17 protein-coding genes are annotated in these 17,299 nt (G+C 72.4%); 7 read left to right on the top strand and 10 right to left on the bottom strand.

Going from position 1 to position 17,299, the window contains the following annotated elements; all coding sequences use genetic code 11:
* The first annotated feature begins 20 nt into the window (after positions 1-20).
* On the top strand, positions 21-1,289 hold the full coding sequence (gene mrf / locus JOF36_RS16175) for a ribosome hibernation factor-recruiting GTPase MRF (RefSeq protein WP_210027698.1): 1,269 nt from the start codon (positions 21-23) through the stop codon (positions 1,287-1,289).
* Positions 1,289-1,459 (top strand): 50S ribosomal protein L32, encoded by a 171-nt coding sequence (gene rpmF / locus JOF36_RS16170; protein ID WP_210027696.1) that lies wholly within the window; start codon positions 1,289-1,291, stop codon positions 1,457-1,459. The genes mrf and rpmF overlap by 1 nt, the downstream gene beginning before the upstream one ends.
* A 54-nt stretch (positions 1,460-1,513) precedes the next feature.
* Here rpmF and JOF36_RS16165 read toward each other — a convergent pair whose 3' ends face one another.
* The 7 genes from JOF36_RS16165 to kdgD form a co-directional block, all read right to left on the bottom strand.
* Complete coding sequence (locus JOF36_RS16165) at positions 1,514-1,990, bottom strand: RidA family protein (protein WP_307862410.1); 477 nt, start codon at positions 1,988-1,990, stop codon at positions 1,514-1,516.
* Complete coding sequence (locus tag JOF36_RS16160; RefSeq protein WP_210027694.1) at positions 1,987-3,645, bottom strand: M24 family metallopeptidase; 1,659 nt, start codon at positions 3,643-3,645, stop codon at positions 1,987-1,989. Before JOF36_RS16160 ends, JOF36_RS16165 begins: the two co-directional genes overlap by 4 nt.
* Positions 3,646-3,670: 25 nt before the next feature.
* Positions 3,671-4,450, bottom strand: coding sequence for an ABC transporter ATP-binding protein (locus JOF36_RS16155; protein ID WP_210027692.1), 780 nt, complete (start codon positions 4,448-4,450; stop codon positions 3,671-3,673).
* A gap of 20 nt (positions 4,451-4,470) precedes the next feature.
* Positions 4,471-5,487: an ABC transporter substrate-binding protein gene (locus tag JOF36_RS16150; protein WP_210027690.1), complete on the bottom strand. Its 1,017-nt coding sequence runs from the start codon at positions 5,485-5,487 to the stop codon at positions 4,471-4,473.
* Between the two features lie 17 nt (positions 5,488-5,504).
* Positions 5,505-6,248, bottom strand: a complete 744-nt coding sequence (locus JOF36_RS16145; protein WP_210027689.1) for an ABC transporter permease — start codon at positions 6,246-6,248, stop codon at positions 5,505-5,507.
* A gap of 261 nt (positions 6,249-6,509) precedes the next feature.
* Positions 6,510-8,123 carry an aldehyde dehydrogenase (NADP(+)) gene (locus JOF36_RS16140; protein ID WP_307862409.1) on the bottom strand — a complete coding sequence of 538 codons (1,614 nt, stop codon included), beginning with the start codon at positions 8,121-8,123 and terminating at the stop codon, positions 6,510-6,512.
* 36 nt (positions 8,124-8,159) lie between these two features.
* Positions 8,160-9,086, bottom strand: coding sequence for a 5-dehydro-4-deoxyglucarate dehydratase (gene kdgD / locus JOF36_RS16135; protein WP_210027685.1), 927 nt, complete (start codon positions 9,084-9,086; stop codon positions 8,160-8,162).
* Between the two features lie 119 nt (positions 9,087-9,205).
* Here kdgD and JOF36_RS16130 point away from each other — a divergent pair, with 119 nt between their 5' ends.
* Entirely contained in the window at positions 9,206-10,111 is a 906-nt protein-coding gene (locus JOF36_RS16130; RefSeq protein ID WP_210027683.1) for a LysR family transcriptional regulator, read from the top strand.
* Positions 10,112-10,175: 64 nt separating this feature from the next.
* On the opposite strand, the gene tatA is transcribed toward JOF36_RS16130, so the two are convergent.
* Together tatA and mgtA are read right to left on the bottom strand one after the other, a co-directional pair.
* Entirely contained in the window at positions 10,176-10,412 is a 237-nt protein-coding gene (gene tatA / locus JOF36_RS40170; protein WP_281071444.1) for a twin-arginine translocase TatA/TatE family subunit, read from the bottom strand.
* Positions 10,412-13,096 carry a magnesium-translocating P-type ATPase gene (mgtA, locus tag JOF36_RS16120; RefSeq protein ID WP_245350868.1) on the bottom strand — a complete coding sequence of 895 codons (2,685 nt, stop codon included), beginning with the start codon at positions 13,094-13,096 and terminating at the stop codon, positions 10,412-10,414. Before mgtA ends, tatA begins: the two co-directional genes overlap by 1 nt.
* A gap of 86 nt (positions 13,097-13,182) precedes the next feature.
* Here mgtA and JOF36_RS16115 point away from each other — a divergent pair, with 86 nt between their 5' ends.
* The 3 genes from JOF36_RS16115 to JOF36_RS16105 all read left to right on the top strand — a co-directional run bounded on the left by JOF36_RS16115 (position 13,183) and on the right by JOF36_RS16105 (position 16,400).
* Positions 13,183-13,533, top strand: a complete 351-nt coding sequence (locus tag JOF36_RS16115) for an ArsR/SmtB family transcription factor (protein ID WP_210027682.1) — start codon at positions 13,183-13,185, stop codon at positions 13,531-13,533.
* Between the two features lie 44 nt (positions 13,534-13,577).
* Entirely contained in the window at positions 13,578-14,822 is a 1,245-nt protein-coding gene (locus JOF36_RS16110) for an LCP family protein (protein ID WP_210027681.1), read from the top strand.
* Positions 14,823-14,903: 81 nt separating this feature from the next.
* Positions 14,904-16,400 carry an undecaprenyl phosphate translocase family protein gene (locus JOF36_RS16105; protein ID WP_210027680.1) on the top strand — a complete coding sequence of 499 codons (1,497 nt, stop codon included), beginning with the start codon at positions 14,904-14,906 and terminating at the stop codon, positions 16,398-16,400.
* Here JOF36_RS16105 and JOF36_RS16100 read toward each other — a convergent pair.
* Entirely contained in the window at positions 16,355-16,657 is a 303-nt protein-coding gene (locus tag JOF36_RS16100; protein ID WP_210027679.1) for a DUF6506 family protein, read from the bottom strand. The two genes, JOF36_RS16105 and JOF36_RS16100, sit on opposite strands and share 46 nt — an antisense overlap.
* On the opposite strand from JOF36_RS16100, the gene JOF36_RS39085 reads away from it, so the two are divergent.
* On the top strand, positions 16,651-17,295 hold the full coding sequence (locus tag JOF36_RS39085; RefSeq protein WP_307862408.1) for a helix-turn-helix domain-containing protein: 645 nt from the start codon (positions 16,651-16,653) through the stop codon (positions 17,293-17,295). The genes JOF36_RS16100 and JOF36_RS39085 overlap by 7 nt on opposite strands.
* Positions 17,296-17,299 lie beyond the last annotated feature (4 nt).

The following is a 17,299-nucleotide window of genomic DNA, read 5'->3' as shown; positions in this document are numbered from 1 at the left end:
GTCCACTCCGGGAGGAAGTCATGACCGAACTGGTGGTCCTGTGCGGGACCGTGCCCGACGCGGTGGAACGGACGGTCGCGCGGATGCGGGAGCTCGACCCGGATGTCGTCGTCCTGCACCACGAGCTGCACGACCTGGACCGCGGCCGGGTGCGGCGCCGCTACCGCGATCGCGAACTCGACGAGCGCACCGTGCTGGAGCTCGCGCACGGCTGCGTGACCTGCACGATCCGCGAGGACGTGCTACCGACGCTCGCAGCACTGGCCGGGAAGGTGCGCCGGATCGTGCTGCACCTGGACCCGCGCCTGGAACCGGAACCGGTCTGCTGGACGCTCGGCTCGGTACCGGTCGAGCCGAACGGCACCGCTGCCGACTCGCGCTCGGATCCGCCGGGACAGCCGCGCCCGGTCACCGACCTGGTGGACCTGCGCGGCGTGGTGACCGTGCTCGACCCGGACACCTGGCTCGACGACGCCACCGGCGACGCGACGCTGCCCGAGCGCGGACTGTCCACACTGCCCGAGGACGAGCGCACCGTGGCCCAGCTCGCCGTCGGACAGGTCGAGTTCGCCGACGTGATCGTGACGACCCGATCGACGGGACCGGCCGAGGTCGACCGCACCACCGCCGTCCTGGACCGGCTGGCACCGATGGCACCGCGACAGGTCGCGGAGCGGGGTGACGACCGGCTGTTCTGTGCCGGGCTACCGCAGCAGGCGCGGCGCGGTGTGCCGAGCGACGTGCACGAGTCACTGCTGCGCGGCACCCCACCGCTCGATGCTGTGAACGGCGTGCGGACGCTGCTGTTCTCCGCCCGGCGGCCGTTCCACCCCGACCGGCTGCACGACGCGATCAGCTCCCTGCTCGACGGTGTCGTGCGGGCCCGTGGCCGGTTCTGGCTGGCGACGAGGCCCGAAGCCGTGCTGTGGCTCGAGAGCGCCGGCGGTGGCCTGCAGATCGGGCACGTCGGCGAATGGCTCGACGGCGCCGATGAGCAAGCCTGGGAGCAGGTGAGCGACCAGCGGCGGGCGCTGGCCGCGCTGGGCTGGCACCCACGCTGGGGCGACCGGGCCCAGGACCTGGTCGTGCTCTGTCACGAGGCCGACCCCGACGAGATCGACGCGCGACTGCGCGAGGCGCTGCTGACCGACGCCGAGGTCGCCGCCGGGGAGGACGCCTGGTCCGCCCTGCCCGACCCCTTCGGCTGGGCGCATGACGAGCCGTGCTCGAACCCCGAGCCGGTGGGCGGCGACCTCGCCGCCCGCGACGAACGAGAGGGAGAGAACTGATGGCCGTCCCGAAACGACGCATGTCGCGCGCGAACACCCGGCACCGCCGGTCGAGCTGGAAGGCACAGGCCCCCGACCTCGTGCCGATCACCGTGGAGGGCCGCCGACACCTGGTGCCACGCAACCTCGTCCCGGCCTACCGACGCGGCCTGCTGACCCCGCCCTCCTGAGGGCCGCCTGCGCCTGCCGTCATGACCTGGTGACCGCGGCGCGGGTTCCCGGGATCACACCCGCACCGCGGCCACGGCGTCGATCTCGACCAACGCTCCCTGCGGCAGGACGTGCACGGCCAGCGCGGTCCGGGCGTGCCCGCCCGCGTCGCCCAGCACGTCACGCAGCAGCTGCGACGCCCCGTCGACGACGGTCGGCTGGTCCACGAAGTCCCGGCTGCTCGCCACCCAGGCGTTGAGCTTCACCACGCGGTGCACGTTCGCCAACCCGACGGCCTCGTGCATGCGGGCCAGCAGGTTCAGCGCGCAGACCCGGGCGGCGGCCACTCCGTCGTCGGTCGTCGCGTCCTCGCCGAGGGTGCCGCGGAGGAGCTTCCCCGCCGCGGTGCGGGAGATCTGGCCGGACACGTGCAGCACGTCGCCGCAGAGCACGGCCGGCTCGTAGGCGTAGCGCGGCGGGCCGAGCACCGGGAGCTCGAGGGACCGCTCGGCGAGCCGCTCCCGGATCCGGGCCGGGATCTCCCCGATCACCGCTTGCTCACGATGTAGGTCCGGTCCCGGCCGACGTACCAGAGGTCCTCGGTGCCGATGGCCGCGTCGTCGTACCGCCAGGGAATCTCTGCGGCACCGTAGGAACCGACCTGCAGGACGTGCTTGTAGCCGGGCCGCAGCTCGTTCGCGAACGACTCCTGCTTGCCCATGAGGTGCCCGACGTTGCGCTTGCGGTACTCGGTGTCGAAGTCGACCTCGGTGCCGAGCATCCCGATCTCGCGCATCCGGTCGAGGTGCGGCGCCAGGTAGCGCAGGGTGCCCTCGTGCACGTCCTCGCACACCACCCCGGGCCGCAGCTGCCCGATGATGCCGTCCCGTACGACGTCGAAGAAGAAGCCGTACGCCTGCTTCGCGGCGGCGGTCCGGGGCAGCGACCGTGCCATGTCGGACGTGGCGACGGTGACGCCCTCCACGACGATCCGCACGCCGGCGTCGAGCTGGATGCAGGTCGTCTCCGCGTTGATCGGAAAGTGCACCGGCGGGCCGGGGAAGAGCATCCGGTTCGACGAGTGCAGGTTGGTGAAGTAGGGCTCGATGCCGAACGGGATGTCGTGGGCCGTACGGAACTCGACGATCTTGTCGAGGTAGACGGCGTGGATGTCGAGCTCGGTGAACTCCCGGCCGGCGGCCAGGCCGTCCTCGGCCCAGGCCAGCGCCTCCTCGATGGCGAACACGCTGGCCCGGGCGGCGACGACCTGGAACCCGAGGTCCTCGTGGTCGCGCACGTCGCGCCAGTGGCCGAGGTCGGACGAGACCCCGACCAGCTCGGCGCCCTCGCGCTCCAGCTCCCGGGCCAGGCCGATGCCGATGAACTCCTCCTCGACTCCGGTCCGGGCACCGGGGCTCAGCGCACGCACGGCGGCCCCGGCCGACGGGTACGTCCCGGCCGCCGCACCCGGGATCCCGGGTGTGCCCTGCGGGGCGAGCAGAACCAGCCGCTCCGCCTCGGGGAGCCACATGGCGACGGACCCGGCCGGCTGCGCATGTCCGATCGCCTCGGTGACGTTGGGCGTCGCGGCGAGCAGCACCGCGTCGAGCGCCCGCTCGCGGGCCAGCGCGGTCAGCCCCGCGAACCGGGTGTCCTCGGTGGCCGACAGTTCCGCGGCCAGACCGTCGAGGTGCTCGATCCCCTCGATCAGCCGACGGGCGACGCGCACGCCCTCGGCCCGCCACCCGCCGAACCGGGCCAGTACCGCGTCGGTGTCGATCTCGTGGGCCACGACCGGCGCCGGGGCCCGGTCATCGGCGGTCACCTCGAGCGCTCCGGTTCCGGTGAGGGCGCGGTGGTGGCTCAGGACGACGTCGGCGGCCAGGTGCACCCGGTCGTCGTCGGAGGCCAGCTCGGCCACCAGGCTCGCCAGCGACGCCGCGGCCGGCGTGTCGGCCACCACGCGGGGATCGATCGTGACCCACGGTGCGTAGAACCTGATCCGTTCCTTCGGGACGCCCGCCGAGAGGGCGTTGCCCTGCTCCTGCTGGCGCACGAGCAGGAACCGGTCCTCGCCGCTCTGCGCGATCAGCGGGGCGACCAGGGGGAACGAGTCGAGGCGAATCGCCGAGAACAGCAGGCTCCGGTGGGCGTCGAGCCCGTAGTGCCGTGCGAGCTGTGCGGCGTCCGCGGTGAGGTGCAGCATGGGTGGTCCTCCGGTGTCGGGGCGGTCAGCTGATGCCGGCGGTGACGCCGATGTGCGATTCGATCTCCGTCACGTACTCGGAGAAGCCCGGGGAGAAGCGGTGCTCCTTGCCGCGGGGGCGCGGGAGGTCGATCTCGATGTCGGCGACGATGCGTCCCGGCCGGTCCCCCACGACGACGACCCGGTCGGCCAGCCACACCGCCTCCGGGATGCTGTGCGTGACGAACAGGACGCTGCAGCCGGTCGTGTGCCAGATGCGCTGGATCTCGACGTTCATCGAGTCCCGTGTCATGGCGTCGAGTGCGCCGAACGGCTCGTCCATGAGCAGCAGCTCGGGATGGGAGACGAGCGCGCGGCAGATGGCCACCCGCTGCTGCATCCCTCCGCTGAGCTCGTAGGAGTAGCGCCCTGCGCGATCACCCAGGCCGACCATCTCGAGCAGCTCCCGGGCGAAGCCCTTCGCCTCCTCGGTGCGGGTGCCGCGGAACTCCAGCGGCAGCAGCACGTTGTCGAGGTTGTTCCGCCACGGCAGCAGCACCGGGCTCTGGAACACCATCGCGATGTCCTCGAGCCCCTCCTTGATCGGACGGCCCTTCACCAGGATCTCGCCCTCGGTGGGCTCCTGCAGACCGGAGATCGTCTTGAGCAGCGTCGTCTTGCCGCTGCCGGACTGCCCGACGATCGAGACGAACTGACCGGGCTCGACGTGGAAGTCGAGTCCCTGCAGGACCGTGTTGTCCTGGCCGTCGCGGGACCGGTAGGTCTTGCCGACGTTGTTCACCGAGATGGCGTACTCGTGGTTCATGTCGTGCTCTCCTCCGGCCGTCACGGCGCCTGGATGGCATCGCCGCGGTGCAGCGGCGCGAGGTGGTCGTTGCTGTACACGTCTGCGGGAGCGAGGCGGCTCTCCGGGTCCAGTCCCAGGAACTGGTGCGCGATGTCGATCATTTTCTGGACGTTCGCGTCGTCCATGACGCCGAAGTCGTCCGCCGCCTGCCCGGCCCCCCAGTTCAGGGCGCACTGCTCGTCGATCGCGAGCACGATGGTCCGTTCCTCGAACCCGGCGACCTCGGCCTGGAAGTCCTTCGCAGCGTCCTGCGGGTGCTCGCAGGCCCAGAGGTAGCCCTTCTGCATCGCCCGGTTGAACCGTTCGACCTGGCCGGGGTTCGTCCGCAGCTTCTCGTCGGACATCACGATCCCGTTGCCGTAGAGGTCGATGCCCAGGTCCGACCACTTCAGGACGGTCGCCTCCCGGTCGAGCGCGTCGATCGCGGGCTGGTCGGAGACGTAGAGCGCGAGGTTGGCGTCCCACTGGCCGGCCAGCAGCCCGGGGATCTTCGCCGCGCTGGCGGCGTGCACGACGTTCACGCCGTTCTCGGGGAGCCCCAGCTTGCTCAGCGCGTAGGGCCACATGGCGGTCATCGCGCCGGCGCCCTCGGTCGCGACGGTCTTGCCTGGCAGGTCCTCCCACCCGTCGATGCCCGTGCCGGCCAGCGCGACGACGGCGTAGGCCGAGCGGGCCTGCAGCAGGTTGACCTGCTTGACCTCGGCCCCACGACCCTGGCTGACGACCGTGGCACCGTAGTCGGCCCATCCGGCGTCGACCCGGCCGACGTCCACCGAGGTGACCGTGTTGGTCGAGCCGGAGCCCGGCATGACCGTGAGGTCGATGCCCTCGGCCTCGAAGAAGCCCCGCTCCACCGCCGAGATGAACAGTGCGTGTTTGGGCAGCCAGCCGACGTCGAGCATCAGCGACATCTCCTCCCGGCCGCTCGGGTTCCCGCAGCCCGCGAGGACCAGCAGTGCGAGGGTCCCGAGGGCGGCGACGGCCCGGCGGAACATGGTGCGCCTCCGGCCGGTCACTTCGCGTGCCGCTTCCACGGCACGAGCTTGCGCCCCGCGAGATCCACCACGAAGAACAGGGCCAGCGCGATCGCGGCGAGCACGATGAACGCCGCGAACATCGACGGGAGGTCGACCTGGCTGTTCGCGAGCATGATGACGTACCCGAGGCCCTTGGACCCCGCGATGAACTCACCGACCACCGCGCCTCCGACGGCCAGCGAGATCGAGATCTTGGCACCGGACAGGATCGACGGGACCGCGTAGATGAACTCGATCTTCGTCATCTTCTTCCACTGCGAGGCCTTGTTGATCCGAGCCAGCTCCTGCAGTTCGTGCGGGACCGAGCTCAGCCCGTCGTAGGTGTTGATGACGAGGGGGAAGAACGCGATGGCCATCGCCACGAAGGCCTTGGACTCGAAGCCGAACCCGAACCACACGATGAACAGCGGGGCCAGTGCGACCTTCGGGATCGTGTCGATCGCGATCAAGGCCGGGTAGAGGAAGCTCCGCACGGTCGGTGAGTAGTGCAGAGCGGCGCCGCAGAGCACGCCGAGCGCGGTGCCGAGCGCGAACCCGGCGAGCGCCTCCTGCAGCGTGATGAACGTGTTCTCGGCGAAGTACCCGGGCCGCTCGAGCAACTCCGCGAACGCCGAGATCGGGCCGACCAGCAGGTACTCCGGTGGATCGAGCACGGCGACCACGAGCTCCCACAGGGCGAACAGGCCCAGGATGCCCAGCACGGCCTTGACCCCCGCCACCACCGTGTCCCGGCGGGGGCCCCGTCGGTGGGGCGCCGCAGCAGAACCGGCGGGACCCCGGCGCGCCGGGGACGCCTCGGGTACGTCCGTGGTCCTGACGTCAGGCGTGGCCATGGCGGGCGCTCCCCTGCGGACGGCGGGCGGTGACGGGAACGGGGCCGGTTCCGGCTCGGGCCGGTGGTGACGGGGGCGGTGTCATGAGGTCCTCACAGCGTTGGAAGGTGCGCGGCCGGTGGCCGCCCAGGGGCGGGACGGACGGCCTCAGCCGGCGGGCAGCGGATCCCGGCCGGGCTCGCCGTCGACTCGCCGCAGGAGATTCTGCGGGTTGTCGTCGCGCAGGTCGGCGGGCAGCAGTGCCTGCGGCACGTCCTGGTAGGCGACGGGCCGCAGGAACCGCTCGATCGCGAGGGTCCCGACCGAGGTGCTGCGCGGGTCGGTCGTCGCCGGGAAGGGACCACCGTGGACCATCGCATGGCCCACCTCGACACCGGTGGGCCAGCCGTCGAACAGGATGCGCCCGGCCCGTTCCTCGAGCATCGGCAGGAGCTCCCCGGCGAGGTCGTGGTCGGTCTCGTCGGCATGGACGGTCACGGTGAGCTGTCCTTCCAGCGCGGCCAGGGCCGCGGTCAGCTCGGTGGTGTCGGTGCACCGGACGAGCAGCGACGTCGCGCCGAACACCTCGGCCTGCAGCCACGGGTCGGCGACGAACCGGGTGCCGTCCACGGTCAGCAGCCGGGCACCGCCGCATGCGGCGCCGCCCTCCCGCGTGCCGCGGGCGAGCTCCGTGACCCCGGGCCGGGCCGCCAGCGCGTCACCGGTCCCGGCGTAGTGGTCGGCGATCCCGGTGGTGAGCATGGTCGCCCCGGGATCGGCCGCCACGGCGGTGGCGGCGGCGGAGGTGAACGCGTCGAGCCCAGGACCCTCGATCGCGAGCAGCAGCCCGGGATTGGTGCAGAACTGGCCGGCCCCGAGGGTGAGCGACCCGGCGAAGGCGGCCCCGAGCCCGGCGCCACGGGCGTCGAGCGCCGCGGGCAGCAACAACACCGGGTTGATGCTGCTCATCTCCGCGTACACCGGGATCGGCACCGGGCGGGCCGCGGCGACCGCGGCGATCGCCAGCCCGCCACGGCGCGACCCGGTGAAGGCGACGGCCCGGATCCGCGGGTCGGCGACGAGCCGGGCACCGATCGCGGTCCCGTTGGCGACCAGCTGGGAGAACACGCCCTCCGGCATACCGGTGTCGGCGGCGGCGTCGGCGATCGCCCGCGCCGCGAGCTCCGCGGTTCCCAGGTGCGCCTGGTGCGCCTTGACCACGACCGGGCAGCCCGCCGCGAGAGCGGACGCGGTGTCGCCCCCCGCGGTGGAGAACGCGAGCGGGAAGTTGCTCGCGCCGAAGACCGCGACCGGGCCGAGCGGGATCCGGCGCTGCCGGATGTCGGCCCGCGGGAGCGGGGTGCGTTCCGGACGGGCCGGGTCGATCCGGACGCCCTGCCACACCCCCGCCCGCAGCTCCGCGGCGAACAGCCGCAGCTGGCCGCTGGTGCGGCCGACCTCGCCGGTGAGCCGCGGCCGGGGCAACGCGGTCTCGGCGTGGGCACGTTCGACGAGCGCGTCGCGGCGCTCGTCGAGCAGGTCCGCGATGCGGTCGAGGAACGCGGCACGTCCCTCCGCGGTGGTCGCCCGGAACGCCGGGAACGCCACCGCGGCCAGCGCGCAGGCCCGGTCGACCTCCTCGGCAGACGCCGCCGGGTAGCCGGGCGCGAGCGCCGCGCCCGACCGGGGGTCGGTGGAACGGACCTCGTCGCCGGTTCCGGTGACGGGCTTCGCACCGATGATCATGGACCCGGTCGGGTGATGGGTGGGAGGAGCGGTCACGTTCGTCTCCTTCGGCATCGTCGCTGGGGCCGGCGCTCAGGCTGCGGCCGGACGGGATGCCTCGATCACGTCGGTCAGCAGCGCACGTTCCCGCTCGTCCAGGTCGGTCAGGGGCGGTCGGACCGGCCCGGCCGGGTGGCCCGACAGGTCCATGCCCGCCTTGACGATGCTCACCGCGTAGCCCGGTTTCCGGTCCCGGATCGTGGTGTAGGGCAGCACGACGTCGTCGAGCAGCCGCTGCACGGTCGCGCGGTCCCCCGCCCGGACCGCGCCGTAGAACGTCAGCGCGAACTCCGGCAGGAAGTTGAAAATCGCCGAGCTGTAGGTCGTCACCCCGAGTTCGAGGTAGGGCAGCGCGAACGTCTCCGCGGTCGGCAGGCCGCCGATGTAGACCAGGCGGTCACCGAGCCGCGAGTGGATCCGGGTGATCGCCTCGAGATCGCCGACCCCGTCTTTGAAACCGATCAGGTTGGGACAGGCCTCGGCGAGTGTGACGACGGCGTCCGGCGTGTACACGGCGTTGGCCCTGCTGTACAGCACGACGCCCAGCGAGGTGGCCGCGCAGACCGCACGGACGTGTGCGACCAGGCCGTCGGTCGAGGCCTCGGTCAGGTACGGCGGGAAGAGCAGCAACCCGTCGGCGCCGGCGGCCTCGGCGTCCTGGGCGAACGCCACCGCCTGGGCGGTTCCGTGCCCGGCCGGGGCCAGGATCGGGGTGTCGTCCGGGGCGCTCTGCACCGCGGCGCGGACGACACCGCCGACCTCGTCGGGCGTCAGCGAGAAGAACTCGCCGGTCCCGCCGGCCGCGAACAGACCGGTCACCTCGTACTTGCCGAGTCGGGCGATGTTGTCCCGGTACGCGGTCTCGTCGAACGCGAGGTCACGAGTGAAGTGTGTGACGGGGAAGGACAGCAGCCCCGAGCCGAGATGCTCTGCGAGTTCGGTGGGAGCGATGGCGGGCATCGGCGGGTTCCTCCTGCGGGATGTCGGTCGGCGGTGGCTGCAACCGGGACCGACACTAGAAAGCAGAACGATGCTCGTCCAACACTAGTTTGGCATTGAACGATGCCTAGAATGGATCGGTGTTCACGCTGAGCCAGCTGGAGAGCTTCGTCGCGGTCGCCGAAACCCTCCACTACGGCCGCGCCGCGGAGCGGCTGTCGATGACCCAACCGCCCCTGACCCGGCGGATCCAGCTGCTCGAGCGGGAGCTGGACGTCGAGCTGTTCGACCGAACCGGACGGACCGTGCGGCTCACCGCCGCGGGGCGGGCGTTCCTATCCGACGCCCGCCGCATTCTCGGTCTGTCCACCCAGGCGACTCTCGCGGTGCGGCGGGTGCCCACCGGCGAGGTCGGGACGGTCGCCCTGGGCTTCACCGCCTCCTCCGCGCACTCCGTGCTCGACGCGGTGGTCGGCGCGATCCGATCGCGGCTACCGGGTGTCGATCTGGTGCTGCGCGAGCGGGTGTCGGGCACGCAGCTGGAGGAGCTCCACTCCGGAGAGCTGGACCTGGCCCTGGTCCGGCCCCCCGTGCCGGTCGCCGGCCTGGAGCACCGGCCGCTGCACCGTGAGGCGCTGCTGGTCGCGGTCCCGGCCGACCATCCGCTGGCGGCCCCCGACCGCGCACCGCACCTGCGCGACCTCGACGGAGAGCCGTTCGTCATGTACTCGCCGACCGAGGCGCGCTACTTCCACGAGGTGCTCGTCGGGGTGTTCCGCGGCGCCGGGATCGCCCCCCGCTACGTCCACCACCTCAGCCAGGTGCACACGATCCTGGCCCTCGTCCGCGCCGGACTCGGGCTGGCGCTGGTCCCGCAGGCAGCGACCGCGCTCGGCCTCGACGGCGTCGTGCTGCGACCGGTCGGCGGGATCACCGGGGAGCCCGTGGAGCTGGTCGCCGCCTGGCGCGCGGGCGACGAGAACCCCGCCCTGCACGCGGTCCGTGACATCGTACTGGGGACGGCCGCACCGGACCGCCGTGCGTGACCGCGCCGGCGTCGGCCCGTCCGATCAGCGGCTCGCCAGGCCCTGAGCCGCCGGGAAGCGGCGGTCAGCGCTCCGGCTCGCGCGGCGCCCGAGCGCCCGGAGACGGCTGTCGGACCTCGCCCGGATTGCTGTGGTCGTCCCGGTCGTCCCGGTCGTCCCGGTCGTTCGCGTTCAGCTCGGACTTCAGGATCCGGCTCGACCGGCCGACCGAACGGGCCAGGTCCGGGAGCTTCTTCGCGCCGAACAGCAGCACGAGCACGAGCAGCACGATCAGCAGCTGGGTCGGCCCAGGCGGTGTCATCATCGGTCCTTGTCTGCGGGGTGGATGCTCAACACGTGACGGAGGTAGAGCGATCGGGTCGCGGCCGCGCACAGCAGGAACGGCGCTACGACCGCAGCCAGCAGCAGCCATACCGCGGCGGGCGGCGCCGTCATCCCGAACACGGGAGCGAGCGGGGTGAACGGCAGCGCCAGCCCCGCGGCGACGACCGCGGCCACGGTGAGCACCACGGGCCGAGCGGGGCGACCGGCGTGGGTGCGGAGCAGGAGCAGCACCAGCACCTGGGACAGGACCCCTTCCATGAACCAGACGGTCTGGAAGATCGCCTGCTCGGCCGGGGTGTCCAGGCCGAGATGGCGCCAGACCACCCAGAAGGTGATCAGATCGAAGGCCGAGGACAGTGGCCCGAGGACCACCATGAACCGCAACATCCCGCGGGAGTCCCAGCGCCGCGGCCGGGCGGTCCATCCGGGCTCGACGCGATCGAACGGAAGCGAGAGCGCGGCCACGCCGAACAGTACGCTCTGCAGCAACAGCTGTGTCGGCAGCAACGGCAGGAACGGCAGCACCGCAGAGGCGATCACCACCGAGAGGGCGTTGCCGACATTGAGCGCCGCGGCCACCGTGAGGTAGCGAGTGGCGTTGCCGAGCGTGCGCCGGCCCTCCTCGACGGCGGTCACGACGCCGTCGGGCCCGCGGTCGCCGAGCACGATGTCCGCGGCCGACCGGGCCGCCGGGACGGCGCCGTCGACGCTGATGCCGACGTCGGCCACGCGGAGTGCACCGACGTCGTTGACTCCGTCGCCGAGGAAGCCCACGGTGTGTCCGCGAGCGCGCAGGGCGGTGACCACCCGCTCCTTCTGCACCGGGCCGAGACGGGTGAACAGCGTGGTGCGCTGCACGGCACGGACCAGCGCGGCATCGTCGAGCGCATCCAGGGCCGGCCCGTCGAGCACGCCCTCGACCTCGATGCCCGCCCGGGCGCAGACCTGCTCGGCGACCGTCGTGTCGTCGCCGGTCAGGACCTTCACGGCGATCCCCTGGTCCCGGAACCGCCGGACCGCGGTGGCCGCGGAGTCCCGGACCGGGTCGACCATGCCGACGAAACCGAGCAGGAGCAGGTCGTGTTCGGGGTCGGGGTCGTGGGCCGGGGTGCGCCGGGTCGCGACCGCGACGACCCGCATGCCGCCGGCACGGTGGCGGTCGACCGCATCGGCTGCCGCGGTACGCAGTGCCGTGGTCAGCTCAACGGTCTCGCCACCGCGAACCGCGTGCGTGCAGCGCGGGAGCACGGTGTCCGGGTCCCCGCGGACGATCACCAGCTCCCCGGCCCGGTGACCGTCCCGCAGTACGATGGCAGCGCGCCGCCGGACGTGGTCGAACGGCAGTTCGTCGATCGGGGTCAGCAGTCCCCTGGCGAGCACCGCGGAGCCGTCCCGGCCCGCGTCCGCGAGTGCCTCGTCGATCCCGTCCCGCGGGACCGTCTGGAACCGCACCGCGACCGCAGCGGCCTCGCCCGGCTCGGGACAGGGACGACCGTCGAGATCGGTCGACTGCGTGAACACGACGCGGTCCTCGGTCAGCGTGCCGGTCTTGTCCAGGCAGGCGACGTCGATCGCGCCGAGGTCGTGGATGCCCTCCGGGCGGGTCACCAGCGCGCCGGCCTCGCGCAGCCTGCCCGCCCCACGCAGCAGCGTCGTCCCGACGATCACCGGGAGCAGTTCCGGTGTCAGCCCGACGGTCACCGCGACGGCGAACAGCAGCGCCTGCCGCACGTCTCCGGACACCGTCCCGTTCACGACCAGCACCAGCGGCGCGGCGACGAGCATGCACCGCACCAACGTCCAGCTCACCGACCGCACGCCGCGGTCCACCGCGGATTCTGGGCGAGGGCGGTGCGCCCGGCCGGCGAGCTCCTCGGTGTGCGTCGCCGGACCGGTGGCCAGGACGACGGCGGTGGCCTCGCCACGGGTGACGGTGCTGCCGGCGAACACGAGTGATCCCAGCCCGGTCACCGGGTGCGCGGACTGCGGGCCGTTCGGCGACCGGCACTGCCGGTGACCGGTGCCCGGCGACGCCTTGGGCACCGGGAGGCGCTGCCCGGAGAGCGTCGACTGGTCGACCAGCAGATCGTGTGCGCGCAGCAGCCGGGCGTCGGCGGGGACCGGGTCGCCGGCGTGCAGCAGGACGACATCACCCGGCACCAGGTCCTCGGGCGGCACCTCGTGCTCCTGCGGGGCGGAGCCGGGCGCCGGCCGTCGCCGGACGGTGACGGTGGTGCCCACCCGGGCGCGCAGAACCCGCGCGGCGCGGTCGACGCGGACCACGTGCCACAGCCGCAGCGAGACACCCAGACCGGCGATCACGAGCACGACAGCCGCGCTCGCCGGGGCGTCGGCCACGGCGAGCAGCGCGCCGAGCACCGCCATCAGCCCGGCGAACGGGCTCGCGAGGGCGCCGCGGATCCGGGCGGACACCGTCGGACAGCGCTCGGCGACGGAGGCGTTCTCGCCGTACTCGGCGAGCCGCGCCGCGGCGGCGTCCTCGGTGAGGCCACGCCGGGAGGTCTCCAGGCCCCGCAGCAGCGCGAAGGCGTCCGCGCCGGCCCAGTGTCGCAGGGCCGGCTCGCCGTGTGCGGCAGGCGGGTCGGGGTCCGGGGACGGCGGGTGACCTGCCGCGGCGGTCACCTCGGTCATCCGGTCCATCGCGCTCCTCGGGTCCCGGGCCCCGGGCGGGGACCCGTCCCGTACCGTAACAGTTGCGCGAATGACGCAAGTGTCTTGGAGGTGTAATGCGGGAGCGACCGGAACCGCAGCTGCTCGAGCCCGAACTGCTGGCCGACACCGCTGCGGCGTTCGGGATCCTCAGCGCCACCTCGCGGTTGCAGATCGTCTGGCTGCTCGCCGACGGCCCCTGCGACGTCGGCACGATCGCCACCGCGCTCGACCAACCGGTCGCCGCGGTCAGCCAGCATCTCGCGAAGCTGAAACTCTCGGGGCTCGTCCGGGCACGCCGCGAGGGACGCCGCCAGATCTATGTCATCGACGACCCGGACGTAGTCGAGGTCGTGCGTTCGGTCGTGAGAACACAGCAAGCGCGTCGCCGTCCGGGGACAGGGCCGGCGGCGCGGGGAAGCGCGTGACACCGAGCCGCCGAGCCGCCGGTCACTGGGCTGCCAACGGCGCCGTGGGCGAGCCCGTCGCCACGGCGCGCACGACGCCACTGCACCCGGTCGCGGCGGTACCACCGTGGCCGCACGCCCGGCAACGCGCCGCACGCCGCCGATACCGGGCGCGGCAGTGGGCGGCGGTGTTGTCGGCGGCCGTCTTCCTGGCCACCGGTGCAGCCTGGGCGACACTGGGCAGCGACGGCGGGCTGGTCACCGCCGACGTGACGGGCGATACCGTCGTCGACGGTGCGACCGACATCCTGCTCGTCGGAAGCGACTCCCGGGTCGACGCCCACGGCGACCCACTCCCCCGCGAGATCCTCGACGCACTCGACGCCGGCGACGCCGACGGCCAGGCCAACACCGACACGCTGATGCTGGTCCGGATCCCGGACGACCCGGCGCTCGGCGCCTCCGCCGTGTCCATCCCGCGCGACGCCTGGGTCGAGGTCCCCGAGCTGGGCCGGCACAAGATCAATTCCGCGCTGGCCCGAGGTGCGGCGCTCGCCCGCCCGGCGCTCCGGCGCCAGGGGCTGACCGGACCTGAGCTGGAGCGCGCGGCGAACGAGGCCGGCAGCCGGACACTGGTGCGCACCGTCGAGCGGCTCACCGGTGCCTCGGTCGACCACTACGCCCAGGTCAACCTCGCAGGTTTCGTCGAGGTCACCCGTGCGCTCGGCGGGGTGCCGGTCTGCCTGAAGGCGCCGGTCGCGGACCATTACTCGGGCGCCGACTTCGCCGCCGGCCCGCAGACCGTGCAGGGCGCGCAAGCGCTGTCGTTCGTGCGCCAACGGCACGGCCTCCCCGAGGGCGACCTCGATCGGATGCGCCGTCAGCAGGCGTTCCTCGCCGGGCTGACCCATCGACTGCTGTCGGCCGGGACGACGGCCGATCCGAGCGCCGTCGCGGGCCTGCTGCGCGCAGTCAACGGTGCGGTCGTCCTCGATCAGGGGTGGGACCTCACATCACTGATCGCACACGCCGGCCGGCTGCGCGGCGACCGCGTCGAGTTCCGCACGATCCCGACCGGCCGGCCGGATCTCCGGACCGACGGTGAGGGAATCGCCGTCCAGGTGGACCAGGCAGAGGTGACCGCATTCGTTTCCGGACTCACCATCCCGAACGATCCGCCACCCACCGACGATTCCGGTGCGGATCGAGATGACGACCCCCTTGTCGATGCGGTTCCGGACCCGGCCCCGACATCCCAGATCGTCCCCGCACCCGACCTGACCGCCGATGGAGTGCCGTGTGTGGACTGACCCGGGCTCGGCACGCCCACGAACCGAGGAGTTTCCATTCCCGAGATCATCGAGTTCCTCAGCTCCGTCCCGTTGTGGGTGGTGGTGCTGGTCGCGGGTGTGATCACGCTCGGTGAGAGCACACTCGGGATCGGCCTGGTCCTGCCCGGCGAGACCGTGTTGATCGCGGCCGCGATGGCCGTACCCGATGCGCCGGCAGCGGTGCTGGTCATCGGGGTCGTTGCAGCTGCCGCAGCAGCCGGGGACATGATCGGTTACACGATCGGCCGCAGGCTCGGGTCGCGGATCCGCGACGGCAGGCTGATCAGGAGGATGGGCCAGGACAGGTGGGACGAGGCCGCCCGCACGCTGCGTCGCCATGGCTCGTGGGCGGTGCTGTTCGCCCGCTTCCTGCCGGTGGTGCGGACGATGACACCTGCCGCTGCGGGGGCCTCCGAGCTGCCGCTGCGCCGGTTCCTGCCTGCCGTCGCAGTCGGCGCGACGGCCTGGGCAACGCTGCACGTCACTGCCGGTTACCTGCTGCGCGAGGCAGCCGAGAAGTTCGAGTACGCGTTCGGCATTCTGGGCTGGACGCTGCTCGGGGTCGCGCTCCTGGCCGGGGCAGTGGCGTGGGCGCCCGTCGCGATTCCGGCCCTGTCGCCGCGCATGTCGGGACTCCACCTCGTTCGGGGCGCGGCGATCGGCGTCGTCGAGACCGTCCCGGGGGTCAGTGGCGGGACGATGGCGCTCGTCGTCGGGATCTACGAACGGCTGATCGCCCAGGCCGGGCACCTGGTCGGCGCGGTGCGCGCGCTGCTGCCCGGCGGCGCAGGTCGCGGCGTCCGCCCTCGGGAAGAGCTGCGCCGGCTCGACTGGGGGCTCCTGGTTCCGGTCGCGGCGGGCATGGTGCTGGCGGTCGTGCTGGCCTCGCAGTTCCTCCCCGGCCTCATCGAGGCGCACCCGGTCGGCGCACGGGCGGTGTTCTTCGGGATGGTCACCGCCTCGGTGGCGGTTCCACTGCGCATCACCGGAAGGATCCGCGGGGCGAAGGAGTGGGCGATCGTCGTCGTGGCGTTCGCCGGGACCGTCGTCGTGAGCGGCCTCCCCCCGGCCGCCGGAGAGGGCCGCCCGCCGAACCTGCTGGTCGGCCTCGCGGCCGCGATCGCGGTGTGCGCCCTGGTGCTGCCGGGGTTCTCCGGATCGTTCCTGCTGCTGGTGTTGGGCCTCTACGAGCAGACCCTGCGGGCGGTCCGCGATCTCGACCTCGCCTACCTGGCCGCGTTCGCAGTGGGCGCGGTGCTCGGGCTCGGGACCTTCGTCTCGCTACTCCAGTGGCTGCTCGCTCATCACCGCCGCACCCTGATGGTGGTCATGGTCGGCGTGCTGCCGGGCGCGCTGCGGGCCCTGTGGCCGTGGCAGGACGCCGCTCGCGGCGCCCTCGCCCCCGACCCCGGCTGGTACGCGATGCTGGTCCCGGCACTGCTGGGTGCTGCGCTGGTCGCCGGGATCATGGTGCTGGAACGCCGCCTGGAGCCGAGGACATCGGTGGGCGGTCAGGAGAAGATCTCGTGGACCCCGTCGACCGACTCCGGGCCGTAGGCGACCGCGCCGACCGGGACCCGGTGCCCGATCGCGTCGAGGATCCGGGCGGTCCAGGTGGGCCCGAAGCCGCCGCACAGCTCGATCAGCTGGACGCCGTGTTGCTCGACGAGTTCCCTCGCTGCGTCGACGCCCTGTTCGGGGCGCTCCATTCCGACGAGGACGGTGCGACAGGAGCCGGTGTCCACGACGGTGACATCACGCTCGGGGTCGGCTCCGGATGCCGTGTAGAGGAAGCCCCAGTGAGTGAGTGCCATGTGGTACCTCTCCTTGCTCCTCGTTCTACTATGGTGGAGTGATTCCACCAAAGAGGAGCGCTGATGTCGACCGCTTCTCGAACGGCTTGCCGATCAGCGAGCTGGGCCGTCGCGTCCGGGAGGGGCGGCAGAGGCTCGGTCTGACCCTGCAGGACCTCGCCGACGCCACGCGGGTCAGCCGCAGCATGCTCTCCGAGATCGAACGGGGCGCGAAAGTGCCGACGGTGCTCGTGCTCGACCGCGTCGCCGCAGCACTGCGGTCATCGGTGGCGCAGCTACTCGACGAACACCACAGCGAGCCGGCCGTGGTGATCCGGGCAGGCGAGCAACGGGTGGAGACGGAGAACGAGTGGACGTGGCGCCTGCTGTCTCCGGCACTTCCCGACCGCACCACTCAGTTCATCAGAGCGGTCGCACCGGCGAGCAGCGACGGCCCGGAGTTCCCGGCGCACGCCACGGGATCTCGTGAATGGCTGGCCCTGGAACGCGGTCGGTTGCGTGTCAGGGTCGGCCCCGAAGTGATCGATCTGGACGCCGGTGACTCCGTCAGCTTCGTCGGCGACCTGCCACACCGGATCTCGAACCCCGGTGACAGCCAGGCGCTCTACTTCCTGATCATCGACTACTCCGCGCCATAGGCGG

This window comes from Pseudonocardia parietis (genome assembly GCF_017876315.1).
Classification (GTDB): Bacteria; Actinomycetota; Actinomycetes; order Mycobacteriales; family Pseudonocardiaceae; genus Pseudonocardia; species Pseudonocardia parietis.
Note: the sequence above shows the minus strand (reverse complement) of the source record. Positions and strands in the feature narration are given on the sequence as shown.